Origin of the sequence: Rhizobium sp. N731 (assembly GCF_001664145.1) — a bacterium.
Lineage (GTDB): Bacteria > Pseudomonadota > Alphaproteobacteria > Rhizobiales > Rhizobiaceae > Rhizobium > Rhizobium esperanzae.
This window is the reverse complement of the sequence record NZ_CP013601.1, coordinates 2,796,529-2,822,117: the sequence shown is the minus strand read 5'-3', so window position 1 is coordinate 2,822,117 and position 25,589 is coordinate 2,796,529. Positions and strand designations below refer to the sequence as shown.

Sequence of the window (25,589 nt, the reverse complement as noted above, 5' to 3'; positions counted from 1 at the left end):
ATTCTGGTGCGGCACCGGCCTTTCCCGTATAAAAATCTGCCGGGCCTGCTTGACGGCCCGATCGGATTGCCGCATAAAGTCAGCGAACCGTACCGTACGGTACGTATGTGGGAGCCATGACCGTGTCCGTCGAAACCGCAGAGCCGAGCGAATTTTCGCCGCGCCAGAACGCCGTTCTGGAGCAGGCGCTGCGGCTGCTCGTTGATGGCGGCGAGAAAGCGCTGACGACCTCGGGTGTTGCGCGAGCTGCCAATTGCTCGAAGGAAAGCCTCTACAAGTGGTTCGGCGACCGCGACGGGCTGCTCTCGGCAATGATCGCCTATCAGGCGAGCAAGGTGCGCACTTTCGAGCGCAACGGCGAAAGGCTGACGGCGGCGAGCCTGCACGACCATGTGGTCATTTTCGCGCGTGACCTGCTGGAGGTGCTCGCAGGCGATGTCTCGCTGGCGCTGAACCGACTGGCGATCGGCCAAATCAACAAGACGGAGGCGAACCGCGACGGCTCGAAGCTCGGCAAACTGCTGCTCGAACGCGGGCGCCGCCAGATCGACCGGCGCGCCATGGCGCTGATCGATGCCGGCAAGCGGGCAGGTCTGCTGCGTTTTTCCGATGCCGACGAGGCCTATCATACGCTTTATGGCCTTGTTGTGTCCGATCTGCATGTGCGCATGCTGCTCGGCGAACCGGGCCTCAAGGATACCGCGCGCCAGGCGGAGAAGGCGGTGACCGCCTTCCTTCGGCTCTACGGCACGGAGAAGGTTCTGGCGGAGATGCCGGTTCTCGGCTGATTTCGCCTTAATGACAGTCAACAGGACAAGCACAAGGGAAGGAACTTCAAATGCGCGTCTATTACGATCGTGATGCCGATCTCAACCTCATCAAGGCCAAGAAGGTCGCCGTCATCGGCTACGGCTCGCAGGGCCGCGCCCATGCGCTGAACCTGAAGGACAGCGGCGCTCAGAACCTCGTCATCGCTCTCAAGGCCGGTTCGCCGACCGTCAAGAAGGCCGAAGCCGACGGCTTCAAGGTCATGACGGTTGCTGAAGCCGCCGGCTGGGCCGACCTGATGATGATGGCGACGCCGGACGAGCTGCAGGCCGACATCTACAAGGCCGATATCGCGCCGAACATCCGCGACGGTGCTGCGATCGCCTTCGCACACGGCCTCAACGTGCATTTCGGCCTGATCGAGCCGAAGGCTTCGGTCGACGTCGTCATGATCGCTCCGAAGGGCCCTGGCCACACGGTTCGCGGCGAATACCAGAAGGGCGGCGGCGTTCCCTGCCTCGTTGCCGTTCACCAGAACGCTTCCGGCAATGCGCTTGAGCTCGCTCTCTCCTACGCCTGCGGCGTTGGCGGCGGCCGTTCGGGCATCATCGAAACCAATTTCCGCGAAGAGTGCGAAACCGACCTCTTCGGCGAACAGGTCGTTCTCTGCGGCGGTCTCGTCGAGCTCATCCGCGCCGGTTTCGAAACGCTCACCGAAGCTGGCTATGCGCCCGAAATGGCCTATTTCGAGTGCCTGCACGAAGTGAAGCTGATCGTCGACCTGATCTATGAAGGCGGCATCGCCAACATGAACTACTCGATCTCCAATACGGCCGAGTGGGGCGAATACGTCACGGGCCCGCGCATCATCACCGAAGAGACCAAGGCCGAGATGAAGCGCGTCCTCAAGGACATCCAGACCGGCAAGTTTACCTCCGAATGGATGCAGGAATACCGCTCGGGTGCGGCCCGCTTCAAGGGCATCCGCCGCAACAACGACAGCCACCAGATCGAGGAAGTCGGCGCCAAGCTGCGCGGCATGATGCCCTGGATCGGCAAGAACAAGCTGGTCGACAAGTCGGTCAACTAAGCTGTTTCGCTAGCTTAAACGGGAGGTCGGGGTAAAAGCTCCAGCCTCCCGACTGCTGATAACCCCCGGCTGAGCCGGGGGTTATTTGATTCATTGCGACATGCTGAAGAAAGCTGCTCCCGGACAAGGAGGCGAGCTTCGGTTTGTTGGGAACGGAACTGGAGCTGGTCGGTTAGTGGGATTTATTCGATCTGCTTCAGGGATCAGATGTCTAAGGCCGGAATTCTTACCTTTCATCGCTGCATAAATTATGGCTCCTATTGGCAGGCACGCTGTCTGGCCGAAGGCCTCGCGTCCATGGGAGTAGAAGCCGTTCTCCTGGAACACATGTCCGATCGCGTGAACCGCGCGGAATGGCAATGCGCGCTGCAACCGCTGCTTCCTGCCGCAACGCCAAGGGAAGACTACCCGCTCTACAAAGCGAAGATCCGGAAATTCTTTCACTCGTTTGCCAGCTTACCTCTTTCATCGCCTTTTCCCTTGGAAAACCCGGCCGCGATGGACGACTATCCGCTCATTGTCGTCGGCAGCGACGAGGTGTGGAACCTTCGCCATCCCTGGTATGGCGGGTATCCGCTTTTTTACGGCGAAGGCCTGCGATGCAGGCGGCTTGTCTCCTATGCCGCGACGTTTGGAAGTTTGACATTGTCGGAGCGACTGGAGGGGTGGGCGGAAAAGCTGCGAAAGTTTTCTCATATTTCGGTGCGGGACCTCCATTCGGAGCGGATCATCCACGAAACATTGGGATTGGAGCCCGAACTCGTTCTCGACCCGTGCCTGCAATTTCCACAGACGATGAACGCGAGCAGGGATGACGGGGAGGCGGCAACCTATATAGCCGTCTACGGGCACAGTTTTCCCACGTGGTTTCAGAATGCAGTGCGCCGGTGGGCAGGAGACCGGGACTATCCGCTTGTCAGCATCGGCTATCGGAACGATTGGGCCGACAAGCAATGGATTGATGCCAGCCCGGAGGACTTCGCCAGCTTCATTTCCGAAGCAAAGGCTGTCGTGACGAATTTCTTTCATGGATGCGTGTTCTCGCTTGTCAACGAGAAGCCGTTTGCATGTGTCCTCTCCGATTATCGCTCCAACAAGATTCGCGATCTAACGCGGCTCGTCCGAGCTGAACATCATGTTCTGACTGCGGATAAGACCCCGTCGCATCTGGATGTTATCCTCGGTAACCCACTTCCTACGGGCATTTCGCAGCGAATATCTTCGCTGCGCGATAGATCCAACGCCTATCTCAGCCATGCCTTGCAATAGCTCCGATCAGAAGAATCGGCTCGCGCCGGGCATCGCTCCCAAGGATATTGCAGGCTCCGGCTTCTGCATCGGCTGCGGCTCCTGTGTCGCAAGGTCAGCGCGACCTGATGTGCACATGGCTCTCGACCGGTACGGGCAAATGAAACCGGCAGGCCCGAAGACGTGGTTGCAGGGCGGTGATGAAGAATTTGCGCGAATTTGCCCGTTTTCGCCGGTGGCGCAGGACGAGGACGAATTGGCGGCCGAATATTTTGCCGGTGCGAAAAATCGAGACCCTCTACTGGGGCGTTTCGAGGCCGCTTTTGTCGGCCATGTCGAGGAAGGGGAATATCGTTCGAACGGCAGCTCCGGCGGCATGGTCACCTGGATGGCGGCGGAACTGCTGCGTCTGGGCCTTGTCGACTGTGTTGCTCACGTCAAGGAGAGCGATGATCCGCAATCGGAAGGACGCCTGTTTCATTATTCGCTGTCGCGCAATCTGCAGGAACTTCAGGCAGGCGCCAAATCTCGATATTATCCTGTCGAGCTTTCCCGCGTGCTTCATTCCATTCGTGAGGCGCCGGGCCGGTATGCCGTGGTTGGCATTCCCTGTTTCATCAAGGCGGTGCGACTGGCCTGTGCCGGTGACCCGGTATTGAAAGAGCGAATTGCCTTCACGCTTGGGCTGTTTTGCGGCCACATGAAAAGCGCGCGCATGGCCGAGAGCTTCGCATGGCAGATGGGGCAGGACATCAGGAAGGTTAAACGGCTCGACTACAGGAAGAAAACCCAGGATCGGCCTGCGAATTGGTATCGGGCTCAGCTGACACTCGAAAACGGAGAGACGTGCGCCCAAGACTGGTGGCATCTGGTCGATGGGGACTGGGGGGCGGGCTTTTTCCAGAATTCCGCCTGCAATTTCTGCGACGACGTTGTTGCAGAAACGGCCGATATCGCTTTCGGGGATGCCTGGAAGGAGCCCTACTCCTCTGATGGAAGAGGAACGAACGTGGTGATCGTCCGCTCAAATGCACTTCTGGATGCGATTCATGCGGGGATCGCTGAGAAGAGGATCGCACTGTCTTCTGTCGATTCCGACTTTGTTATAGCCACTCAGGCCGCCGGGTTCCGTCAGCGTCGCGAGGGCCTCGCATTCCGGTTGAGCTGGCCGCGTATGGGTATGCGCCCGCGCAAACGCGTCCGTGCCGGCAGCCATGGCCTGTCTCGGCAGCGCATGGCGGTCTACATCATGCGCTATTGGATCAGCTTTTGGAGCCATCGCGTCTTTGCGATCGCGGTTTTCTTGCGCAGCCCCAGACTTTACATTCTGTGGGCTCGTGCTGCCTTGGCATGCTATCAGGGAGTCGCTTATTCCCGGGGGCCGATCGGCAGGATAGCCCAGAGCCTGGGTTTAGCCGGCTCCGAGGGACGCACGTGATTCAAGCCCCAGCAATCGGGCAGCCGACTTGGCAACGCGTGACGCATATCCGCTATCCCCGCGCGGGGCGTAACGTTCGACCATCTCCTCGCAGAAGCCGGCGAATTCTTCAGGCACCAGGGGCGGACTGGTATGGTGGGGCGCAATACCTCTATGCTCCGGCGTGAAGCAGAATGTCACCGTTACGTCGAAATCTTCGAGGGCTTGCATCTGTCGGTCGAACCACTCGAGGGCATTGGGCCGGAATCGGTCCGCCCAGGAAAGTCCGGTGCGCACAGATTTCACGCCCAGCCGTCTCATCCAGGCAGCAGCCTCATCCAGCCGCGGGTCTTCGAAGTGGAACCATTGGACCAGTCCGAAATCCGGCGTGTGTTTGGCAAATTCCTCAAGCGCCGGTTTGGGCGTTCCGTCTTCGCGTAGAATGCCCATATAGTAGTGCCGATAGTAGGAGGAGCCTTCGGCTTCGCGATGACGCGTTGTTGCCTCCCATGATCGAGGGAGGTCGTAGAGGCTGTACCATTGGCAGCGCTCGACTTTGCCCTTGAGCAACTCGGCAGTTCTTTGCAGGCCCCACAACTGCACTTCCTCCGCGCCGAAGGTCGAGACGCCCACTTCGCTGACCCAGATCGGCAGATCAGTGACTGCGCGTATTTCGTTGATTTTCTCCGGCCAGTCATGAATCTGCCAGAGGTTCCAGTCGAGCGGGAAACCATGCAGCGCGACGGCATCGAGGTGATCGAGCACGCCGTAATTCTTCATGCGGCTGATGAAGAAAGGGTCGATTGGGGATATTCCGCCGAGCACCTTCGTCAGGTCCGGATTCTTGGCTGCGATGGCATCGGCCGCCAGGATTGCCATTTGCGCAAACAGGCTCCATTCGGGATCGATCTCAGGATCCCAGTGCGATTTGTTGTTCGGCTCGTTCCAGATCATTGCAGCTTCGATCATTTGACTTCCCCGGGCAGGATTTAACGAACGGGTTATAAGGTCACTTCGTTGAGCGTCATCACTTTTGCCCCCCAGTCGCCGATCACAACCGTCGTGACGGAGGCGGGCGCAATATCAAATCTCGGCCAAGCATCGATCGGCAGTCCCAAAACATGACTGACAGCCGCCTTGATGACATCGGCATGAGACACAAGAGCTATTCGCTTCTCATTCCCGCCGCTGGTCAGGCTCTCCATAAGGCCGAAAATTCGGGTCTGGACATCCAGCATGGTCTCGCCTCCTGGGGTGCGGGTGAGGCTGCGTGTGTTATTCCAGCGGCGCCACAGGGGATCGTCATTGAGAACGTCGAACGTCTTTCCGGACCAGTTGCCGAAATTCACCTCGTCCAAAGCTTCGTCGGTTCGCGGTAGAGACAGGCCACAGGCTGATGCGATACCTTCTGCCGTCTCCCGTGTTCGTTCGCGCGGGCTGGTGTAGATCTCATTGATGTCCTCGCGCCGCAGCCTCTGCCCGAGACGCTGAACTTGCGAGCGGCCGGCTTCGCCCAGCGAGATACCGGCTGTACGGCCCGCCAGGAAATTCCCGACATTGTCGTGCGCCGCGTGACGTACCAGGAAGAACGTTGCCGTCATTCCGCGGCTCCGCGCAGAACATCCTCCTGGTCATCAATGAAATTCTGCGTTCGGCGGCGGGCCTCGTAATCGGTGAATTGTTGCGGCGGCGATTTCATGAAATAGCTCGACGGCCCTGTCAGAGCTCCGCCCAGGCCCCGGTCGAGGGCCAGTTTCGCGCAGCGTATTGCGTCGATGACCACGCCGGCGGAATTGGGCGAGTCCCACACCTCAAGCTTGAGCTCTGCGTTGAGCGGCACGCCGCCGAAAGTGGTGCCCTCGAGCCTGATATAAGCCCATTTGCGATCGGTGAGCCACGGGACGTGGTCACTTGGTCCGACGTGTACATCGTCCGCTGGAAGCGGAATATCCAATTGGCTGGTGACCGACTGGGTCTTGGAAATCTTCTTCGATTCCAGCCGCTCGCGCTCCAGCATGTTAAGAAAATCGGTATTTCCGCCGAAATTGAGCTGGTAGGTCCGATCTACACGGACGCCCCGTTCGCGGAAGAGATTGACGAGCATTCGGTGGACGATCGTTGCCCCCACCTGGCTTTTGATATCGTCGCCGATGATCGGCAGCTTTCGGGCAGCGAACTTCTGCTGCCATTCCGGTTTGGAGGCTATGAATACCGGGATGCAGTTGATAAAGGCGCAACCCGCCGCCAGTGCCTGTTCGGCGTACCACTTCGTTGCTTCTTCCGAACCAACGGGAAGATAGGAAACTAGCACGTCCGTTCGGGTTCGCCTGAGGATTTCCACCACGTCCGCCGGCGGCTCCGTCGATTCCTCTATCCGATTCTTAAGATACCTCCCTATCCCGTCCATCGTCCTGCCGCGTTTCACCTCGACGCCAAGCGGAGCGACATCTGCGAAACGTTGCGTGTTGTTTGGATCGGCGTAGATCGCTTCCGCGACATCGCGCCCCACCTTTGAAGCCGCAACATCGAAGGCTGCGGATATCTCAATATCGTGCACGTGATATCCACCGAGATCAATGTGCATGAGGCCTGGAACCGGCTCGTTTTCCCGGGCGTTATCATAGTAGGTAAGTCCTTGAACCAATGACGAGGCGCAATTGCCAACTCCCACCAATCCAACGCGAATGGATTTCGAACGCATGGTTCCCTCCAAGGGCTGCTTGCTGAGGCATCTACAAAGCTAACAAGCGGGAGCCGCCACGGTTCCCAGCCCTCCCGATTATTTCAATCGCGTCTGACGATCATCTGACGAGTTCAGGCAGGCATTGCGGCAGAGAAGGAGGACCGGATGCTGGTCTATGGCGATGTCGAGCACATCGAGAACACGGCAGCAGTACGCGCATCGATTTCACGAATGATGATGGCGTGCTTCGAAATGCAGGCGAGCCGGCAGCGCCACGAAACTCTGGTTCGAGCGTTTATCCTGACTGGAGAACTGGTTCAGGGATTGGCCGATCAGGAATTCGGGAGAAAAAGCGCGGACGATATGTCCGAGCTTCAGGACGCAGGCGCGAAACTTCTGCGCATGCAGGCACGCGCGATCATGCAATCGTGGCGAAACGGATTTGCCGGCGTTTTGTCCTTTCCAGAGGATTGGAAAGCCAAACTCGAATCTCTCTCCAGTGCCGATCCGGTGCGGATGAAGCGCGCCGAGGGCTACGCCTTTTATGCTTTGTATCCCGAGAGCTATATCGAGGCGGCTTCGATCTCAAATTTGACGCCTAAAACAGTCGTCATCGGGATCCGAAGCATCGGGACCGGACTGGCGGCTCTGGTTTCCGCCGCCTTGGGTGCCGAGCCGGCCTATTCGCTGCGCCCGACTGGCCATCCCTTCGAGCGATGCTTGCGCGTCACACCGGCTCTTTCCAAGCGCATTCTCGCCGACCGTGACACCGATTTCGCCATCGTCGATGAGGGGCCGGGGCTGTCGGGGAGCTCGTTTGGCTGCGTTGCGGACTGGTTGCAGGCGAACGGCGTCGCGTCTGGTCGGCTTCATTTTTTCCCGAGCCACACGGGTGAACCGGGCCCGCATGCAAGCGGGCCGCATCGGACCCGTTGGCGAGGTCGGCCACGCCATGTCGTCAGCTTCGACGATCTGACCCTCAAAGCTCGAGATCCGAAACATCGTCTGCAGACATGGGCGGCCGATGCTGTCGGAGGCGTGCGTTCGTCGTGGCGGGACCTGTCGGGTGGCGCATGGCGCGCTGTTCGGTATCGCGATCCTTCATATTGGCCGCCGAGCTATATGCAGATGGAAAAACGCAAATTCCTGATGGAAGCCGCAGGAGGGGCATGGCTTGTCAAGTTTGCCGGGCTTTGCGGGAGCGACGTGGACAAGGCCCGAAGAGGCTCTTTGCTGAGCGAAGCCGGCTTTATTCCTAGGATTGTCGGCACCTGTTACGGATTTATTGTCGAGGAGTGGCTGGATGGAACGCCCCTCGACCATAGCCGTGTAAGCAGGCGCGACATCATCGATCACCTCGGACGTTATCTCGGTTTTCGTGCCCGTCACCTCCCGGCACGAAACGGCGGCGCGTCGATTCGGAAACTGTGTGAGATGGCTGTTTTCAATATTGCGGAAGCGGGGGGATCGGACATGGCGGAAAAATTGAGGTGCATGATAGGCACGCCCGAGCGGCTAGCCGGACGATTGCGACGGGTCGATACGGACAACCGGCTTCACCCATGGGAATGGCTGACGACCACCACCGGGCGCATCATGAAGACGGATGCGCTCGACCACAATGCGGCCCATGATCTGATCGGATGCCAGGACATTGCCTGGGACGTCGTGGGTGCCTGCGTGGAATTCGAATTCTCGAGCAAGGAGCGCGATCGTCTTGCCGATCTCATCGGTCGGGAAGCGGACTGCGATCTGCGCGACGATGTGCTCAAGTTTTTTGAGCCCTGCTATCTCGGTTTTCAGATAGGCCTGTGGTCGCAGGCGAGGGCCAGCGTCGATGGCGCCGAGGCGGAGCGCATTGAAAATACCATCAAACGTTACCTGGACCGCCTGCGGCAATTGATCGGACCCTGACTGCGAAGCAGTCTGGATCGGAAAATTTCTCAGCAAAGTGACGGAGGCGGTTCCGCCATTGGATGGCGGCCTCCATGTTCAACCAGATAAACTTCACGTTCCGGATTAGCACGAATGACAAACCCGGCGCTTCTCAGCATCGCTTCGACCGCCGCCTTGTTCGGAATGAACCAATTGGTCGGGTCGCCGGCATAACGTTCTTCCACGAAATACATTTTTGGAAAACCGCGCTGCTCAAATATCGTCGTGTTGAAGAAGTCGTAATTTTCGCTGAGTGCCGCGACTTCCTCTTCACCCCGCTGCATGCATTGAAACAGCATCTGGCCGCCGACGACATGCTCATGCAGAAGGTCGAGTGCCAGGAGCGGATGCCGCAGGTGATAAAGGACACCCATGAAAAGGACCAGGTCAAATCTCTCCTTCAGTTTTTCCACCTCATACACCGACATCAGCTTGAAATCGATATCCTCACCTATCTGTCTGGCTGCGAACTCGGCTTGCCTGAGATAATGCGGGTCGGAATCGATACCGACGACCCGTCCGGCATTTCTTCTCTTCATTTCAAGTGAATAGAATCCGGCGTTGCAGCCGATGTCGAGAACGCTGCATCCCTGGAGATCTTCAGGCACGACCTGCTGAAAGTGGGCCCATTTGAAGGATGGATAGTCACCCAGGAAATGATCCGGCGCGGTCTGAACGCCGTTAATTCGCAGATTGTGAAACCACGGCCTCAGGGCTGCGATGTCGCTTTCCAATCGAGCCTTCTCGTTCATTCCGTACTCCGATCCGCAGTGTCGATCATTGCTTCGACTGCGCCGCCGAGATGTGTGTTCGGTTACGTTTGAATTTTCTGATCGCCGACCGTATCTGCTCGACGGACCGAGGGCCGATCCCCGCGAGCTCGAGAAGTTCGGCGTTCTTCATATCTGCCAATTGGCTCATTCGGTGAACTCCACTTCTGGCCAGCGAACGGGCGATCCATCCAGGGAGACAGGTGGTCAATAAGGGATCTTCGGTATCTCCCCCTCCAATCTTCGTCCGCTTTTGAGATACCTGCGGCATGTTCAGCTTTAGCCGGCTTCGTCAGATTGTGGCCGAACCCTCTTGATGGTTTTCGGTTCCCGCTGAAGAAGAAAAACCCGCCAATTGTGTGCGAGATTGTCCTTCTCGGCCCACACAAAGATCTCTGGACGGTGAACTTAATCATGGGAATTGTTCGACGGATTGGTGTTGGGCGGCATATCTCCCGGACGGATGATGCGCGAATTACCGGTGTCGGGCGCCGGCTCCACCATCTCGGCGTCGCCGACGGGAGGGGGCCTGAGTTCGCCGTTGCATTCGTCCAGTTTCTTGGAGAGATCTTGATGGTCATCCGTTGAACCGCGGCCCTGGTTTGGCTGTGACGGGGCGACGCATTTGTCAGGCGGCGCCTGCGCGTTCGCTTGGAGCGGTAGGGGAAGGATCGCCACGGCGAGCGACAGCGCGCTGAGGAGTCGTTTGAACTTCCGGGATGTGGTCGGCATGCCTGAAATCTCCGTTTCGTGTTTATTCAGATGTCGTCTCGGTCCTTCTTCGAATTCGGCCTCCACCAAGTCTTTAGGGGCCGGTCGCAGGGGCAATCTGCATCTGCACAGGCTGAAACTTGTCCTGCACTCCGGAAAGTGGTTCCTGGCCGGTCAAGCGCTCGTCGGCCGAGGCCGGATGTTCCTGGGTTTGGGCGGTCGAATTCGTCGTTTCCGTTCCGACGCCGGGGTTCGAATCGAAAGTCCGCGCCGTTTTCGAATTCGTCGAGCCTTGCGGAGTCCCCGACAGCTGGTCCGTGCCAATTGGCTGCGGCGTGACTTTGCCGTCGGATGAAGCGACGCGCCAAACGGTATTGCCGGCATCATCGGCAACAAGCAGCGCTCCTGTCCCATCGATCCCCACTCCGACCGGCCGCCCTTTTGCCTGATCACCCTGAATAAAGCCTGTGACGACGTCCTGCGCCTTGCCTGATGGCCTGCCATTCTGGAACGGTACGAAGACAACTTTGTAGCCATTGAAGCTATTCCGGTTCCAGCTGCCGTGCTCGCCGATGAAGGCGCCGTTGGCGTATGCGGCTGGCAGCGCGGACTTCATCGAGAAGGTTAGTCCGAGCGCGGCAACATGGCTGGACAGGGCGTAGTCCGGCGGGATTGCCTTTTCGATCATATCGGTTCGGGGTGGATGAACGCGAGCGTCGACGTGATTGCCGTAGTAGCTCCACGGCCAGCCGTAGAAGCCGCCGTCCTCCACAGAGGTCATATAGTCGGGAACGAGGTTCGGGCCGAGTTCGTCACGCTCATTGACGACAGTCCAGAGCGCACCCGTTTCGGGGTTGAAGGCGAGACCGTTCGGATTGCGCAGACCGGAGGCGAAAACGCGGGCGGCGCCGGTCTTCCGGTCGACCTGCCAGACCGCTGCACGGCCTTTTTCTGCTTCGAGCCCGTTCTCGACGATGTTGGAATTCGATCCGACCGAGACATAGAGCGTCTGGCCGTCGGGGCTGAGGGCCAGATCCTTTGTCCAATGATGATTGATCGGGCCGCCGGGAAGCGGCGTCAGGATTTTCGGCTGCGCGGTAATCTCGTTCCGGCCAAGTTCGTAAGGGTAGGCAAGGATGGCGCTCGTCGTGGCGACGTAAAGCGTGTTGTCTATCCAGGCAAGGCCAAAGGGGGAATCGAGCTTCTTCAGCAGGTCATGGCGTTCGTCGACGGTGCCGTCGCGATTGGTGTCACGCAGCAGGGTAATGATATTGCTCTCTTTCTGTTCACCGCTGCCGCCGTGGGCGATCGACATGATCCAGCCGCGGATGAGATCCTTCGGCCGCGAGGTCGGTTCGCCGGTCGGGCCGCGGGACTGGACGACGAGGACGTCGCCGTTTGGCAGGGTATGGACCGTGCGTGGATTGGCGAGGCCATTCGCATAGGCACTGATCTTCAAGCCATCGGGAACGGCAGGCGTCTCTCTTTCCTTCCAGCCGACCACTTCCGCGACCTTGAGATCAGATATCAGGGAGGAAGATGGCTCAGGCAGAACCGGATTCGGGCCGATCTGCTGCGACAGATCGAATTCGGTCTCCTGCGCCGACGCGCCGAATCCGAGGAAGAGCGATAGAACCGAGGTGCCGAGAATGAGGGACCTCATCATCATATCCTCCAGGCCAATCTGGCATATTTGCGGGCGGAAACAGCGGCTGCCACCAGGCAAAGCGCTGATGTAACGGCCGAGAGCGTCAGTCCATAAGGAACCACGGCAGTCCATCCGTCGCCGGCATGGACAAGGCTGTTCAGGAAGGCAAGGGCGAGGATGATCAGGTAGAGAAGCACAGACGGGAAAGCCGCCCGCAGCGGACGGGTGCGGGGCCGCGCAAGGTCAATCAAACCAGCCAGGATCGCAATCACGCCGAACACCAGGCCGGCACATAACAGCCAGGCGGAGAAGTTCTGCCACATGAGGTTGTTGCTCTGCCAGAAGGCGATATCGGTCGCGAGCGCAAGCGTGAAGCAGACGAAAGGGAACGGGACGAAGAGCGACTGTATCGGATAGGCGGTCGCGTCTCGATCGGTGGGGGAAAGTACAGCCATGGCATGCTCCGAGCGGCAAGAGCGCAGATATGCGATTCAACCATGGAGGCAGCGGATGGTTCCGTTACAGCGGCACCGGTCTGTCGATCGCCTCTTCGGCGGAAGCGTGGAATTGCGGCCGCCTTTCGCCTTGCACAACCGGAATGACAATGTGGGGGCACTACCCTCTGTCGGTCATTCCTGCGACAGACAGAGGAATGACGAAGGGGGTGGCGTTTCACCTGAAAGTGCGACGGTGCCAGATCGCCGGCGAACACGGGGGCGAAGCGCCGACCTTTATCGTTGCGCACTCACGATGAGCCAGCGGGTCGGCTTGCCGTCATATCCGCCACCATCGCTTTCCTCGACGGCGAGATTGCGCCAGCCGCCTGCCGTCAGAAGGGCCGACAGCCAATCGGCGGATGGATAGTTGTAATAGCGCCCGAAGCCATCATGCCCTTCGGCTTCTCCCGACTTGAAGCTTGCGTGGAGGATGCCGCCGGTTCTGAGCGCGCGGTGGATACGGGCGAAGATGTCGGGCAGGGTCGATCTCGGGACATGAAGGAGGCTCGCTTCGGCCCAGACGCCGTCGAACGCGGCCTCAGCGTTGAGATCCTCAAACAGCATGACACTGACCTTCCTGCCGATTCGCGCCTCGGCCTGTGCCGCGAGTTCGGGTGAGCCGTCGGTTGGCGTCACGTCGAAACCTTGAGAGAGCATGTAGGCGCTGTCCTGGCCGCCGCCGCAGCCAAGTTCGAGGATCGCGGCCCCCGGCGCAAGTCGGGCAAGGAAAGTGTCGAGCTTCTGTTTCGGCAGGCTGCGTGCGCGGTTGGCGTATATCTCTGCGTTATTGTCGTAGAAGGCGGAGGTGCTGTCATGGGGCATGGGGGGTGCTGCCGGTCCGGGTCGTCGGTTGGATTGGAGATGTCTTTCGGCAAGCCGGTCGGCGCCGATGATGTCGATGACGAGGATGCCGTCGGGTATTTCCCGGTAGAAGGCGACATGGCGCATATGGAGGAGGAGGCGCAGGCCGGTGCCGAGCGCGTCGCACTCGTCGCCCATGGAGGGCACGCGCGAAAGAAGTATGAAAATCCTGTCCCAGTCGAGAAGGTAGGCATCCGCTTGCGCCTCGCCGAAATGCAGATTGGCATATTCGTCGATGCCTGACAGTACGGCGTCGGCCGTTCGGGTCAGCCTATAGGTTGATGTCACGCAGCTTCACCTTCGTTTCCAGCAGGATATCGGGAATGCGCCGGTCGCTGATACCGCTCTCCTCGGCCTGCCTCAGGACCTCGAGCAGTTCGTCGTCGTCGAGCTTACGATGGTCCTGGTCCTTCACGGTCAGCTCCGCCATGAATGCGTCGGCGCTGTCGCATCTGCCGCTTGCGATACGGCGCGCGATGTAATCCGCCAGATTATCCGGAAGCGAGATCGTCATTTTCGCCATTGAATTCGCTGCCGTCCGTGCGTGCCGGTTCAGCTGTCCCTGATGCCCGTTACCATTCCCCACCCTGTGATAGAAGCGTTGCCCCCCGCAGTCGAGCGCTTGGGTCACACGATGGTCGGTCTTCTTATCGATGTGGACGGCACGTTCGAGATTCTTGAAACGTGTCGCAAGTCAGGATGTCGGCGTCGTGGCGCTCGCGATCGCGTAAATGATCGCATCGGCGGCGGCGAGTTTGAGAACTGCGGCCAGCCCGATGGCTTTGCGGGCGAGACCGAGAGCGGCGCCACCATGTCGGTGTTGGCGCCGCCGTTCGCGTGGAAGGTCTGAAGTTCAGGCCGGGATGAGGCGCGTCCAGCCGTGCTCATCGTTCGTTACGCCCTTCTGTAGACTGACGAGCTGCTGGCGCAGTTCGCTGGTCAGCTTGCCGGTCTGTCCGTCTCCGACCAGAAACTCGCCGCCGGCATGTCGAACCAGGCCGATCCCCGCCAGGACTGCGGCAGTGCCGCAAGCGAAGGCTTCGACGAGCCTGCCGCTGGCGGCATCCTCTTGCCATTCCGCGAAGGAGTAGGGACGCTGCTCCACGCGCAAGCCCCTTTCTTCTGCGAGCACGATGACGGAAGCCCGGGTGATGCCCGGCAGGATCGTACCGCCAAGGGGCGGGGTCACCATCGATCCATCGTTCATCACAAAGAAGACGTTCATGCCGCCGAGTTCTTCGACCCAGCGATGCTCCGCGGCGTCGAGGAAGACGACCTGATCGCAACCCCTCTTCGACGCCTCGGCTTGCGCCACGAGACTGGCTGCGTAGTTTCCGCCGCATTTTGCAGCGCCGGTGCCGCCGTTGGCTGCACGGGTGTATTCGGTTTCGACCCAAAGAGAGACGGCCTTCGCGCCGCCCTTGAAGTAGGCGCCGACCGGTGAGGCGATGATGCAGAAGACATATTCCTGAGCCGGACGAACGCCGAGAAACGCCTCGTTGGCGAACATGAAGGGGCGAAGGTAGAGGCTGGCGTCGCCGGACGGAATCCAGGCCTTGTCGACGCGGACCAGTGCTTCGACCGCCTTCAGGAAGAGTTCTTCGGGCACAGGAGGCATGGCCATGCGGGTCGCCGACTGCGCGAAACGGCGTGCGTTCTCTTCAGGCCGAAAGAGCAGAATCCGGCCATCGTCTGCCTTGTAGGCTTTCATGCCCTCGAAGATTTCCTGAGCGTAGTGCAGCACGGCGCTTGCAGGATCGAGCTCCAAGGGCCGCCTGGGCGTAACCTTCGCATCGTGCCAGCCCTTGTCGGCCGTCCATCGTGCCAGGATCATGTGATCCGTGAAAATCTTGCCGAAGCCGGGTGCCTCCAGTGCCTGGATGCGGTCGGCGTCAGAGACGGGGGACTTGTGGAATTCGATTTTGATTTCAGGAGAGGCCGACGTTACGGTCATTGCTGGCACCTTGATAGTACATTGAATAGTGGGGCGACACTACCGCCGCCGAGCCGGTCTTGGAAAGGTCTGAAGCAGCCGGTTTCGGCTTGATCAGAGGAATAATCGCTCGATGTGGCCGACGTCGAGCAGCAAATTCGGAATCGAGCGCCGTCGATCGTCTATAGCGTTACCATCAAGTGAATCCGCGACATCAGCGCGAATTTTGCACCAAGGCCTTGGAAATAAGATCTCCGACTTGTCACCATCACAAGAAAATAGGTCAGCATTGTTGACATAATTTCCGCCGCATGGTTTGTCGGCGATATAGAAAATACGAGGAAACTTCCATGCTGAACTGGGACACCATGTTTGCGTCGCGCTCGTCGCGCATGCGCGCATCCGAAATCCGCGAGCTCCTGAAGCTTCTCGACCAGCCCGACATCATTTCCTTTGCCGGCGGCATTCCGGATCCGGCGCTGTTTCCAGCCGAGGAATTCCAGCGGGCCTATGCCGATATTTTCTCGGGTGCGGCCGTCAACTCGGCGCTGCAATATTCGGTCAGCGAAGGCTATAAGCCGCTGCGCGAATGGCTGGTCGAGCAGATGGATGCGCTCGGTGTTCCCTGCGGACTCGACAACGTCTTCATTGTCTCGGGCTCGCAGCAGGGGCTCGATTATCTCGGCAAGCTCTTCCTGTCGCCGAATGATACGGCGCTGGTGACATGGCCGACCTATCTCGGCGCGCTGCAGGCCTTCAACGCCTATGAACCGGCCTATGACCAGCTGACGCCGAGCGGCAACCGGACGCCCGAGTCCTATCGCGTTGCCGCGGCCGCTGCCGGCGGCAAGGTGAAATTCGCCTATCTCTCCGCAGATTTCTCCAATCCGACCGGCGAAACCGTCGATCTCGATGGCCGCAAGAAAGTGCTGGCGCTTGCCGAAGAACTCGATATCGCCGTCATCGAGGATGCGGCCTACCAGTCGCTGCGTTATGACGGCGAGCCGATCCCGCCGATCCTGGCGCTGGAGATCGCCGACAAGGGCCATATCAACGATACGCGCACGATCTATTGCGGCAGCTTCTCCAAGACGCTCGCGCCCGGCCTTCGCGTCGGCTTCATCGTTGCCAATGCGCCCGTCATTCGCAAGCTGGTGCTGATGAAGCAGGCGGCCGACCTGCATTCCTCGACGATCAACCAGATGGCGATATCGGATGTCGCCGTGCGCGGTTTCGACAAACAGGTCGCCAAGATCAAAGCGGTCTACAGCCATCGCCGCGACTGCATGCTGGCGGCGCTCGAGAAATACATGCCCAAGGGCACCAGCTGGACGAAGCCGGAAGGCGGCATGTTCATCTGGATCACGCTGCCGGAGGGCATGGACGGCGCCAAGCTGCTGGCGAAATCGCTCGAAACCGGCAAGGTCGCCTTCGTGCCCGGCAAAGCCTTCTTCGCCGACGGCTCCGGCGCCAACACATTCCGCGTCAGCTTCTCCTGCGCCAATGAGCAGATGATCGAGGATGGAATCGGCCGGTTGGGCAAGCTGATCTCGGATGAGATTGGCGGGTGACTGCTTGAGAGGCGCTCTGCCGTGCAGCCCCCTCATCCGACCCTTCAGGCCACCTTCTCCCCGCTGGGGAGAAGGGAGGGAGCAAGCCGCTCGCTCCTCTTTTCCATAGCGGGGATGAGCGCGAGACGGTGCCACAACCCCTTCTCCCCGGCGGGGAGAAGGTGGCGGCAGCCGGATGAGGGGGCTGCACGGCACGTCCTCTCATCCTCATTCCTGTGACGAGCACAGGAATGAGGGAGGCGAGAGAAGTACTTCCGCCATCCTCTCTCAGAGAGAGGGTAAGCGTTATCCTTCCATCACCACCGTCTTGGGAAATCAACCAAGCAGAACGCCAATCAAAAAATCGTGGTCCACCCCTCGTTCGCGGTCTCGCTCTTGCCGTAGCCGACGCGGTCGGCGACTGCTCCGTCGGTGTTGCGCAGGATGATGTCACCGCCGCGGTTGGCGAGCTGCGGGCCGCCGGCGGCAGCGTTGAGTGCTATGGTGCGCAGTTCGCCTGCGGCAAGCGTTCCCGACAGGGTCTGCATCCGGCCGTTTTCGTCCTCCAGCTTCCAGCCATCGAGCGAGACGGATATGTCGGAGCGGTTGATGATCGTCACCGTCTCATTCTCGATGCCGCCTTCGCCGTTCACCGGGTTGATCAGCGCCGCGATGATGCGCAGCGACGAGGCGACGACCGGCTGCGGCCGGCGGGTGCCTTGGCCACGGCCCTGGCCGCCGCGATCCTCGGCCACCGGATAGCCGGTCGCCGCATCAGTGTTCCAGTTCTGTGACTGGAAGCAAAGGAAGATCGCCGCCCATTCGTCGGTGTCGGTGAAATGGACGAGCAGCGCGCCGTCCTGGTTCGGCCCGTTGGTGGCCTTGAAGCCGCCATTGTCGCCCTGGTTCATGTGGATGTCATGGATGCCGTTGCCCGGCTCGAAGTGGAAATATTCGTCAGGCTTGTTGTTCTCAGGCCCCCAGGCCTCGCCGAAGGCATAGAAGTGGATATCGGGATCGGCAATGCCTTCCTCGACGATCGGCTCGATGAACTCGCGCAGATCGTTCTTCGGGCCGGAGAGCTGGAAGGGCGCGACATCCATATCCTCTCGCTCGACCAGCCCGCCGCGGACGTAATCGATCGCAAGCTCCGGGCGGTTCTTGCGAATGTCGGTCAGGCCCATCGGCAGGGCTTCGAGCGCCTCCGTCAGCGCCTGGTGCTTGAAATCGACGATATTGGCGTAGAGCAGGTCGTGCGGCGACGTCTTCGAGCGGACATTGAGCGCGATGCGGTAGCTGACGCCTGCCGCCTCGATGCGGATTTCGATATGGGGATCGTTGTCGTCATCGAGGGCAAGCGCGCTCGCCGTACCCTTCAGGACCTTGTAATTCTTCAGCATGAGAACCTCCCTGGCGGTGGCGGGATCTCATGCTAGCACTGATAAAGTGCATCTTTTGTGACGTGTATCCTCCGCCGTGCAATGCCTCGGGGCTATGGCTGGAGATGCGGGCCGAAAAGCTCGAGGTCGGCTTCGCCGAGCCTGTCGCTCGCCGTGTTCAACTGGTGCCAATAAGGGTAGAGCATCGCCGGCAGGCTGACGGCGTCGAGGCGCTTGCGTTCCTCCTCCGTCAGCTTCAGCTCGGCGGCGGCGATGTTGTCGCGGAACTGGGCTTCGGTGCGCCCACCGATGATGACCGAAGTGACCGCCTTGCGGCCGATCAGCCAGGCGAGGGCAATTTGCGCGGCTGAGACGCCCCGTTCCTCACCGATCGCGACCAGCGTCTCGACGATATTCCAGAGGCGGTTTTCATCGCGGATCGGCGGTTCGGTCCAGCCGGCGAACTGGCGTGTGCCCTCGGGCGCTGCCTGGTTGCGGCGATGCTTGCCGGAAAGCAGGCCGCCGGCAAGCGGGCTCCAGACCAGCACGCCGAGGCCCTGGTCGATTGCGATCGGCATCAGCTCGTATTCGGCGTCGCGCGCCTCCAGCGTATAGTGGATCTGCTGGCTGACGAAGCGCTGGTAGCGGTGCTCTTTGGCGATGCCCAGCGCCTTCATGATGTGCCAGCCAGAATAGTTCGAGCAGCCGACATAACGCACCTTGCCCTGCCGGATCAGCGTGTCGAGTGCTTCCATCGTCTCTTCGAGCGGTGTCTGGCCGTCCCATTCATGCACCTGGTAGAGATCGATGACATCGGTCTTCAGGCGCTTCAGGCTCGCCTCGCATTCGCGGATCAGGTGGTAGCGCGACAGGCCGCGGTCGTTCGGGCCGTCGCCCATGCCGAAGCGGGCCTTGGTGGCGAGCAGCACGCCCTGTGGCCGCTTGCCGGCGAGCGCCTCGCCGATGATGTTTTCGCATTCGCCTGAGGAATAGACGTTGGCGGTGTCGATCAGATTGATGCCGGCATCGATGCAGATGTCGATCATCTTCTTCGCCTCGGAGACGCCGAGATCGCCGACCATCTTCGCCCAGCCGACGCCGCCGAAGGTCATCGTGCCCATGGTCAAAGTCGAAATCTTCAGGCCGGAACGGCCGAGCAGACGATATTCCATTGAAACTCCTCCTCGTCATCGAAATGCGATTGACGTAACGCATAGCGGGGGAATGGCAAGAGCAGGTTTATGCTTGGGTGAAAACCGCTCATGCCTGATGCTGTCCGGTTAAAGACCCCGCCCCACCCACCCACAAGGGGGAGGGGCTTAAACTGCCGCACCCGCAAAATCTTTGGTCTTTCGGGAGGAGCGAGAGGGTGCCCCCAAGTTAGTCCCTCCCCCTTGTGGGGAGGGTCGCCGGACGCAGGGCCTCACGATGAAAGCCTTACGTTCCGTTGCTGCCGCGCGAGAATAATCAACCGGTTGGCTTCGACGAACGCCAGGAGATCCGATGTAGCAGGATTGACGACGCGGTGAGGGACGCCTCGCGTCAGCTCGCTTCCTTGTCCTTCTTGTGAATATTATCGCGGAGCGAAGCGATCGTATCGCGAATCCTGCCGACGGTCTCGACGTCGAGACCGACAGCTTTGCCGATGCAATCGAACACGTGGGTGGCGCGACTCTTGAGGGCCTGCCCCTTCTGCGTCAGGCGCAGAAGCACCTGGCGCTCGTCGGCGGGATTGCGGTTGCGGGTGACGAGACCGACATTTTCCAGCCGCTTCAAGAGCGGGGTGAGGGTGCTGGAATCAAGGAAAAGCGTCTCGCCGAGATCCTTCACCGTGCGGTCGTCACGCGCCCATAAGGCTGTCATGACGAGGAATTGCGGGTAGGTCAGATCCAATTCGTCGAGCAGTGGGCGGTAAAGTTGGTTGAAGGCGTGGCCTGCCGAATAGATTGAAAAGCAAAGCATTTCATCGACTTTCGGCACGTCGGCGAGATCATTCGTTGGGGTGTCTTTCATCACACTCTCCTCTCACCTCAATATAATTTGTGCGCGATCTATTTGCAAGCTATTGACGCTCGGCGTCTCGTCCTCTATTTAGATCTCGCACAAAGAAATCGCTTGCAAACAACATGTCGAAGGGAATGCAGCTTGTGGCTCCCGGTTCGGCTCCCATTGAAACTCAACGACGAAAGGAAATGCCCCATGTTCAAGTTTGCTGCTGTGGCCGCCCTGGCGGGCGCTCTTCTTTCCGGTGCTGCCGTCGCTCAGCCGGCCAAACCGACCGTCGTCCTCGTTCACGGCGCCTTTGCCGATTCCTCCAGCTGGAACGGCATCGTCGAGATCCTGCGTAAGGACGGTTTCTCGGTCGTTGCTGCCGCCAATCCGCTGCGCAGCGTATCGGGCGACGCCGCCTATGTGTCCGATGTCGTCGGCAGCATTGCCGGCCCCGTCGTCTTGGTCGGCCATTCCTATGGAGGGCAGGTGATCTCGACCGCCGCGAACGGCCATGACAACGTCAAGTCCCTGGTCTATGTCGCCGCCTTCGCGCCGGATGCCGGGGAATCGGTTGCCGATCTCGCCGGCAAGTTTCCCGGCGGCACGCTGAGCGGAGCGCTTGCGGCTCCGGTGAAACTCAGCGCAGGCGGCGTCGATCTCTCTATCGATCAAGCCAAGTTCCATGACCAGTTCGCCAGCGACGTGCCGGCCGAACAGGCTGCCCTGATGGCGGCGGCCCAGCGACCGGTCACGGAAGCAGCCCTGACCGAAAAATCCGGTGAGCCCGCCTGGAAGAAGCTGCCGTCATGGTTTGTCTATGGCACCGGCGACAAGAACATTCCGGCCGCAGCCCTTGGCTTCATGGCCGAGAGAGCAGGGTCGAAGCGGACCGTCGTGGTCGAGGGCGCGTCCCACGTCGTGATGGTTTCACAGCCCCAGAAGGTGGCGGAGCTCATCGAAGAGGCCGCGAAGTAACGTCTCTCGGAAAGGCGACGGCAATGCAGTGGTTTCAAGGCGTAGCGCAGCCGCTGCGCCTTGTCACATCTCTGTCAACGACCCCTAATAAGGGAGGGTGACGCAATTCCCGAGGACCCCTCCCATGAAGACGATCGTTTCCGCCGCAGCTCTTCTCGCCGCGAGCTTCCTTGCCATTCCGGCTTCGGCCGCAAACCTCGTTCTCTACACCAGCCAGCCGAACGAAGACGCGCAGGCGACGGTCGATGGCTTCATGGCCGCAAATCCCGATATTAAGGTCGACTGGGTGCGCGACGGCACGCCGAAGATCATCGCCAAGCTGCAGGCCGAGATCCAGGCCGGCAATCCGGTCGCCGACATCCTCCTCATCGCGGACATGGTGACGCTGGAGCGGCTCAAGGAAGACGGCAAGCTGCTGGCCTATAAGTCGCCGGAAGCCGCAGGGTACGATGCCAGCCTCTATGACGCTGACGGCTACTATTATTCGACCAAGCTGATCACCACCGGCATCATGTACAACACCTCAGCCACGATGAAGCCGACGAGCTGGAAGGACCTGACCAAGCCGGAAGCCAAGGGCCTCGTCACCATGCCGAGCCCGCTCACTTCGGGCGCCGCGCTCATCCACGCACAGACGCTGGCCGCCGTTCCCGGCCTCGGTTGGGACTTCTACAAGGCGCTTGCCGAAAACGGCGCGATCGCGGCCGGTGGCAACGGCGCCGTCCTGAAGTCGGTTGCTTCGGGCGAGAAGGCTTACGGCATGGTCGTCGATTACCTGCCGATCCGCGAGAAGACCAAGGGCGCGCCCGTCGAGTTCGTCTTCCCGAGCGAAGGCGTTTCGGCCGTGACCGAGCCGGTCGGCATTCTCGCCAGCACCAAGAATGCCGAGGCCGCTAAGAAGTTCGTCGATTACGTGCTCTCGGAAAAGGGCCAGGAAGGCTTCCTGAAGCTCGGGTACATCCCGGCCCGCAACGGCATGAAGCTGCCGGAAGGTTTCCCGGCGCGTGATGCCATCAAGGTCCTGCCGATCAAGGCTGCCGAAGCGCTCAAGAATACCGACCAGGATCTGAAGTCCTTCTCGGGCATTTACGGCTCGAACTGATCCTTTCATGCAGGGACATGCAAGACCAGGAAACAGCCAGCCCACCTGGCTGTTTCCTTTTATCGTCAGCATCGTTCTTATCCTCAGCGTGCTGCCGCTCGCCCGTCTCGCCATGGTCGGGATAACGGCCTTCGCCAGCGGCGGTGTCGTCGATGTGCTGAGCGAGCCGTCGCTCTGGCAGGCCACCTGTTACACCCTCGTCACCGCGGTTTTGGGCACGATCATCTCGCTTGCCATCGGCTGCCTCTTCGCCTTCCTGCTGACGCTGACCGATCTTCCCGGCAAGGGGCCGCTCAGCTTTTTCTTCGTGCTGCCGATGATGATCCCGCCGCAGGTGACCGCGCTCGCCTGGGTGCAGATGTCGGGACCGTCGAGCCCGCTGTTGAAGGCGCTCTCGCTTGCGCCGCCGCTGGGCTCGCCGCAGCCGCTTTATTCCGTGGGCGGCATCGTCCTGCTCTATGGCGTGCAGCATGCGCCGCTGGTCTATCTCGCGCTCAGGGCAGGGCTGATGACGCTGCCGCGTGACGGCGTGGAGGCAGCACGGCTTTCCGGCGCCTCAAGTCTCAGGGTATTCCGCGATATCATCCTGCCGCTTTCTCTGCCCGGCATTACCGCCGGGGCGGCGATCTCCTTCGTTTCCTGCACCGGCAATTTCGGCATCCCCGCCATTCTCGGCATCCCCGCCTCGATCTACACGCTGCCGACGCTCATCTTCACCAAATTCTCAGCTTTCACCAGCCGCACCTTCGGAGATGTCGCCGTGCTCTCGGGCGTCATTGCGATGATCTCGGTCGCAGGGCTGATGATCCAGGACCGCGCGCTCAGAGGCCGGGACTATCGTGTCATCGGCCTCTCAGGGGCAAGTGCCGCTTTCCAGCTCGGCGCCTGGCGCTTCCTTGCTACGCCGCTTCTCTGGGCCATCCTGTTCTTCATGCTCGCAGCACCCTTCTTCGCGCTCGTCGCCGGCGCGCTGGTGCCGGCCTATGGCGTGCCGCTCACCTTCAAGACCATGTCGCTGCATGCTTTTCAGGAGATCCTGTTCCGGCAGGCGGTGACGCGCACGGCCTTTATCAATTCACTGTCGCTTGCCGGCGCTACGGCGCTTGGTCTCCTTGTCGTGACGGTGCTTGCGGCCTATGCGCTGACGCGACGGAGAGATACCGTTTCCCGCATCGTCGCTAGCCTGATCGAGATACCCTATTCGCTGCCAGGCATCATCATGGCGGTGGCCTTCATCCTGGTTTTCGCCGCACCGATCCCGGTCCTCAACGTCTCGCTCTACGGCACGATCTGGATCATCCTGATCGCCTATTTCTCCTCCTTCTTCGCCGTTAGCCTGAAACCCCTCGTCAGCGCCTTCCACCAGCTCGATCCGACGCTGGAGGAGGCGGCACGGCTTTCCGGCGCCGGCTTCTTCCGCAGGCTTTGCGATATCGTCGTGCCGCTGATCTCGCCCGCCGCCGGCGCATCGGTCATCCTCGTCTTCCTCATCGCCTGTAACGAGCTGACGATCTCCGCACTGCTCTGGTCGGCCGGCACCCAGACGCTCGGGGTCGCCATCTACAATCTCGACGACAGCGGCAGTTCCGACCTTGCCTCGGCGCTCTCGGTGCTCGTCGTCCTCATGGTCGTCGTCCTGATGCTGCTCTTGGAATTCCTGGCGAAACGCCTGCCGAAAGGGGTGGTCCCATGGCGAAACTGATCCTCAATCGTGTCGCCAAGGATTTCGGCACCGGGCGCGCCGCTGTCAGCGGCTTTTCGCTCGATGTGCGCGAAGGCGGTTTCCTCGCCCTGCTCGGGCCTTCCGGCTGCGGCAAAACGACGGTGCTGCGGATGATCGCCGGTTTCGAGACGCCCTCGGACGGCTCGATCCACCTCGGCGAGCGGCTGCTGGCCGATGCCGCCCAGTCGCTGCCGCCCGAGAAGCGCAACATGGCGATGGTCTTCCAGTCCTATGCGCTCTGGCCGCATATGAGCGTTGCCGATAATGTCGGTTATCCCCTCAAGGTTCGCGGCATCTCGGGCGCGGCCTACCGGGCAAAGGTCAGCGAGGCGCTTTCCACCGTCCGGCTCGCCGACTATGCCGGGCGGCGGCCGGCCGATCTCTCCGGCGGCCAGCGCCAGCGCGTGGCGCTCGCCCGCTGCCTGGTGACTTCGCCCGACGTCGTGCTGCTCGACGAGCCGCTTGCCAATCTCGACCGGCACCTGAAGCAGGAGATGGAGGAAACCTTCCGCGAGTTCCATCAGCGCTCGGGTGCAACGATGATCTACGTCACCCACGACCAGAGCGAGGCGATGGCGCTCGCAACCGACGTCGCCGTCATGTCGGAAGGCCGCCTGCTGCAGGTGGCGCCGCCCGCCGAGATCTATGCCTGGCCGGAAGGGCGCATCGTCGGCGGGCTGATCGGGCGTGGGGCGATCCTGACGCTGCCTGTGATGGGCGGCGAACGCCATCTGGAGTGGGACGAGCTGCAGGATGCGCTGCAGGCGGCCAATACCGATGGCGCCTGGTGCGGCCGGAGGATGTGATCATCGGCGGCGAGGGCGCTCACGCGATCGTCAAAACCGTGCTTTTCGAGGGCGAGCGCTACGCCGTCAAACTCACGCTCGGCAACGGCCAGACGCTGCGCGCCTATAGCCGCGTCGCCGTCGAGACCGGCGAGACGGTGCGCATCGTCATCCGCGCCGGCTGGCGGCTGTGATGAAGGAAGGCTTTGCTTCTGCGGTGATACGGTCGAAGCTCGACAATATAGGGTTGAAAGTTCCTAGGATTTTCTTTCGAATCGCCAACTGGTTGAATATTTTCCAGCTTCGAACTAGAGCAGATCCTGCGATCGATGAATCGATTGCGAAGTAACGGCGCAGGTCGAAGCTGATTCAAGATCCACTTTGGAGCTGCGGATGATGGCACGGTCTTGAGCGATGGCCTTCGATGGCGGGTGTTGAAACATAGGCTCCAGTGGCAGCGAGGCAACGCTGAGATTCAATTTCAATGTGAGCGGGGGATAAGATTGCGATATACGGGCATTA

Annotated in this window: 23 protein-coding genes and 2 pseudogenes; 11 read left to right on the top strand and 14 right to left on the bottom strand. The window is 60.4% G+C overall.

The genetic code is table 11. From position 1 onward, the window contains the following. Window positions 1-116: 116 nt before the first annotated feature. The 4 genes from AMK02_RS13955 (at window position 117) to AMK02_RS13940 (ending at window position 4,544) form a co-directional block, all read left to right on the top strand. Complete coding sequence (locus AMK02_RS13955; RefSeq protein ID WP_189636969.1) at window positions 117-788, top strand: TetR/AcrR family transcriptional regulator; 672 nt, start codon at window positions 117-119, stop codon at window positions 786-788. 50 nt (window positions 789-838) lie between these two features. Further along, window positions 839-1,858, top strand: coding sequence for a ketol-acid reductoisomerase (ilvC, locus tag AMK02_RS13950; protein ID WP_004668557.1), 1,020 nt, complete (start codon window positions 839-841; stop codon window positions 1,856-1,858). Between the two features lie 207 nt (window positions 1,859-2,065). Beyond that, the gene (locus tag AMK02_RS13945; protein ID WP_064803642.1) at window positions 2,066-3,127 is read left to right on the top strand and encodes a polysaccharide pyruvyl transferase family protein; all 1,062 of its coding nucleotides are present in this window, start codon (window positions 2,066-2,068) and stop codon (window positions 3,125-3,127) included. Window positions 3,128-3,242: 115 nt separating this feature from the next. After that, complete coding sequence (locus AMK02_RS13940) at window positions 3,243-4,544, top strand: Coenzyme F420 hydrogenase/dehydrogenase, beta subunit C-terminal domain (RefSeq protein WP_064803641.1); 1,302 nt, start codon at window positions 3,243-3,245, stop codon at window positions 4,542-4,544. Here the strand turns inward: AMK02_RS13940 and AMK02_RS13935 are convergent. Genes AMK02_RS13935 through AMK02_RS13925 form a run of 3 tightly spaced genes read right to left on the bottom strand, consistent with a single transcriptional unit; the run spans window position 4,518 to window position 7,224 of the window. Then, the gene (locus AMK02_RS13935) at window positions 4,518-5,492 is read right to left on the bottom strand and encodes a hypothetical protein (RefSeq protein ID WP_064803639.1); all 975 of its coding nucleotides are present in this window, start codon (window positions 5,490-5,492) and stop codon (window positions 4,518-4,520) included. The genes AMK02_RS13940 and AMK02_RS13935 overlap by 27 nt on opposite strands. A 32-nt stretch (window positions 5,493-5,524) precedes the next feature. Beyond that, window positions 5,525-6,124 (bottom strand): histidine phosphatase family protein, encoded by a 600-nt coding sequence (locus tag AMK02_RS13930; protein WP_064803637.1) that lies wholly within the window; start codon window positions 6,122-6,124, stop codon window positions 5,525-5,527. Then, window positions 6,121-7,224: an inositol-3-phosphate synthase gene (locus tag AMK02_RS13925; protein WP_064803635.1), complete on the bottom strand. Its 1,104-nt coding sequence runs from the start codon at window positions 7,222-7,224 to the stop codon at window positions 6,121-6,123. Before AMK02_RS13925 ends, AMK02_RS13930 begins: the two co-directional genes overlap by 4 nt. Before the next feature lie 147 nt (window positions 7,225-7,371). On the opposite strand from AMK02_RS13925, the gene AMK02_RS13920 reads away from it, so the two are divergent. Further along, window positions 7,372-9,120 (top strand): hypothetical protein, encoded by a 1,749-nt coding sequence (locus AMK02_RS13920; protein ID WP_064803633.1) that lies wholly within the window; start codon window positions 7,372-7,374, stop codon window positions 9,118-9,120. A 29-nt stretch (window positions 9,121-9,149) separates the two neighbouring features. Here AMK02_RS13920 and AMK02_RS13915 read toward each other — a convergent pair whose 3' ends face one another. From AMK02_RS13915 to AMK02_RS13890, 7 genes and pseudogenes are all read right to left on the bottom strand, one after another. Next, entirely contained in the window at window positions 9,150-9,893 is a 744-nt protein-coding gene (locus AMK02_RS13915) for a TIGR04290 family methyltransferase (RefSeq protein ID WP_064803631.1), read from the bottom strand. Between the two features lie 426 nt (window positions 9,894-10,319). Beyond that, window positions 10,320-10,643, bottom strand: a complete 324-nt coding sequence (locus AMK02_RS13910; RefSeq protein WP_064803629.1) for a hypothetical protein — start codon at window positions 10,641-10,643, stop codon at window positions 10,320-10,322. Between the two features lie 73 nt (window positions 10,644-10,716). Continuing rightward, window positions 10,717-12,288: a PQQ-dependent sugar dehydrogenase gene (locus AMK02_RS13905; protein ID WP_064803627.1), complete on the bottom strand. Its 1,572-nt coding sequence runs from the start codon at window positions 12,286-12,288 to the stop codon at window positions 10,717-10,719. Continuing rightward, entirely contained in the window at window positions 12,288-12,725 is a 438-nt protein-coding gene (locus AMK02_RS13900) for a DUF2231 domain-containing protein (protein ID WP_064803625.1), read from the bottom strand. The genes AMK02_RS13905 and AMK02_RS13900 overlap by 1 nt, the downstream gene beginning before the upstream one ends. 276 nt (window positions 12,726-13,001) lie before the next feature. Beyond that, window positions 13,002-13,589: a class I SAM-dependent DNA methyltransferase gene (locus AMK02_RS13895; RefSeq protein ID WP_064806230.1), complete on the bottom strand. Its 588-nt coding sequence runs from the start codon at window positions 13,587-13,589 to the stop codon at window positions 13,002-13,004. Window positions 13,590-13,709: 120 nt separating this feature from the next. Then, window positions 13,710-13,916, bottom strand: a pseudogene (locus AMK02_RS30150) (type II toxin-antitoxin system RelE/ParE family toxin); the annotation flags it as partial. Then, window positions 13,900-14,151, bottom strand: a complete 252-nt coding sequence (locus AMK02_RS13890; RefSeq protein ID WP_064803623.1) for a ribbon-helix-helix domain-containing protein — start codon at window positions 14,149-14,151, stop codon at window positions 13,900-13,902. The pseudogene AMK02_RS30150 and the gene AMK02_RS13890, both read right to left, overlap by 17 nt. A gap of 111 nt (window positions 14,152-14,262) precedes the next feature. On the opposite strand from AMK02_RS13890, the gene AMK02_RS31745 reads away from it, so the two are divergent. Then, a complete protein-coding gene (locus tag AMK02_RS31745; RefSeq protein WP_064816676.1) occupies window positions 14,263-14,478 on the top strand; it encodes a hypothetical protein in 216 nt (71 codons plus the stop codon). A gap of 3 nt (window positions 14,479-14,481) precedes the next feature. Here the strand turns inward: AMK02_RS31745 and AMK02_RS13880 are convergent, their stop codons facing one another. Beyond that, on the bottom strand, window positions 14,482-15,582 hold the full coding sequence (locus AMK02_RS13880) for a branched-chain amino acid aminotransferase (protein ID WP_064803619.1): 1,101 nt from the start codon (window positions 15,580-15,582) through the stop codon (window positions 14,482-14,484). 329 nt (window positions 15,583-15,911) lie between these two features. Here AMK02_RS13880 and AMK02_RS13875 point away from each other — a divergent pair, with 329 nt between their 5' ends. Continuing rightward, window positions 15,912-17,132, top strand: coding sequence for an aminotransferase-like domain-containing protein (locus AMK02_RS13875; protein ID WP_064803617.1), 1,221 nt, complete (start codon window positions 15,912-15,914; stop codon window positions 17,130-17,132). Between the two features lie 335 nt (window positions 17,133-17,467). Here the strand turns inward: AMK02_RS13875 and AMK02_RS13870 are convergent, their stop codons facing one another. The 3 genes from AMK02_RS13870 to AMK02_RS13860 all read right to left on the bottom strand — a co-directional run bounded on the left by AMK02_RS13870 (window position 17,468) and on the right by AMK02_RS13860 (window position 20,503). Further along, on the bottom strand, window positions 17,468-18,511 hold the full coding sequence (locus AMK02_RS13870; protein ID WP_064803615.1) for a DUF2278 family protein: 1,044 nt from the start codon (window positions 18,509-18,511) through the stop codon (window positions 17,468-17,470). 92 nt (window positions 18,512-18,603) lie between these two features. Further along, window positions 18,604-19,662, bottom strand: a complete 1,059-nt coding sequence (locus AMK02_RS13865; protein ID WP_064803614.1) for an aldo/keto reductase — start codon at window positions 19,660-19,662, stop codon at window positions 18,604-18,606. Between the two features lie 370 nt (window positions 19,663-20,032). Then, window positions 20,033-20,503 carry a MarR family winged helix-turn-helix transcriptional regulator gene (locus AMK02_RS13860; RefSeq protein ID WP_064803612.1) on the bottom strand — a complete coding sequence of 157 codons (471 nt, stop codon included), beginning with the start codon at window positions 20,501-20,503 and terminating at the stop codon, window positions 20,033-20,035. A 186-nt stretch (window positions 20,504-20,689) separates the two neighbouring features. On the opposite strand from AMK02_RS13860, the gene AMK02_RS13855 reads away from it, so the two are divergent. The 4 genes and pseudogenes from AMK02_RS13855 to AMK02_RS13840 all read left to right on the top strand — a co-directional run bounded on the left by AMK02_RS13855 (window position 20,690) and on the right by AMK02_RS13840 (window position 25,261). Beyond that, window positions 20,690-21,457, top strand: coding sequence for an alpha/beta fold hydrolase (locus AMK02_RS13855; protein WP_064803611.1), 768 nt, complete (start codon window positions 20,690-20,692; stop codon window positions 21,455-21,457). Between the two features lie 124 nt (window positions 21,458-21,581). Then, a complete protein-coding gene (locus tag AMK02_RS13850) occupies window positions 21,582-22,559 on the top strand; it encodes an ABC transporter substrate-binding protein (RefSeq protein WP_064803609.1) in 978 nt (325 codons plus the stop codon). Between the two features lie 7 nt (window positions 22,560-22,566). Continuing rightward, window positions 22,567-24,261, top strand: a complete 1,695-nt coding sequence (locus tag AMK02_RS13845) for an ABC transporter permease (RefSeq protein ID WP_064803607.1) — start codon at window positions 22,567-22,569, stop codon at window positions 24,259-24,261. After that, window positions 24,249-25,261 (top strand): annotated as a pseudogene (locus tag AMK02_RS13840) (ABC transporter ATP-binding protein). Before AMK02_RS13845 ends, AMK02_RS13840 begins: the two are co-directional and overlap by 13 nt. Window positions 25,262-25,589: the final 328 nt, after the last annotated feature.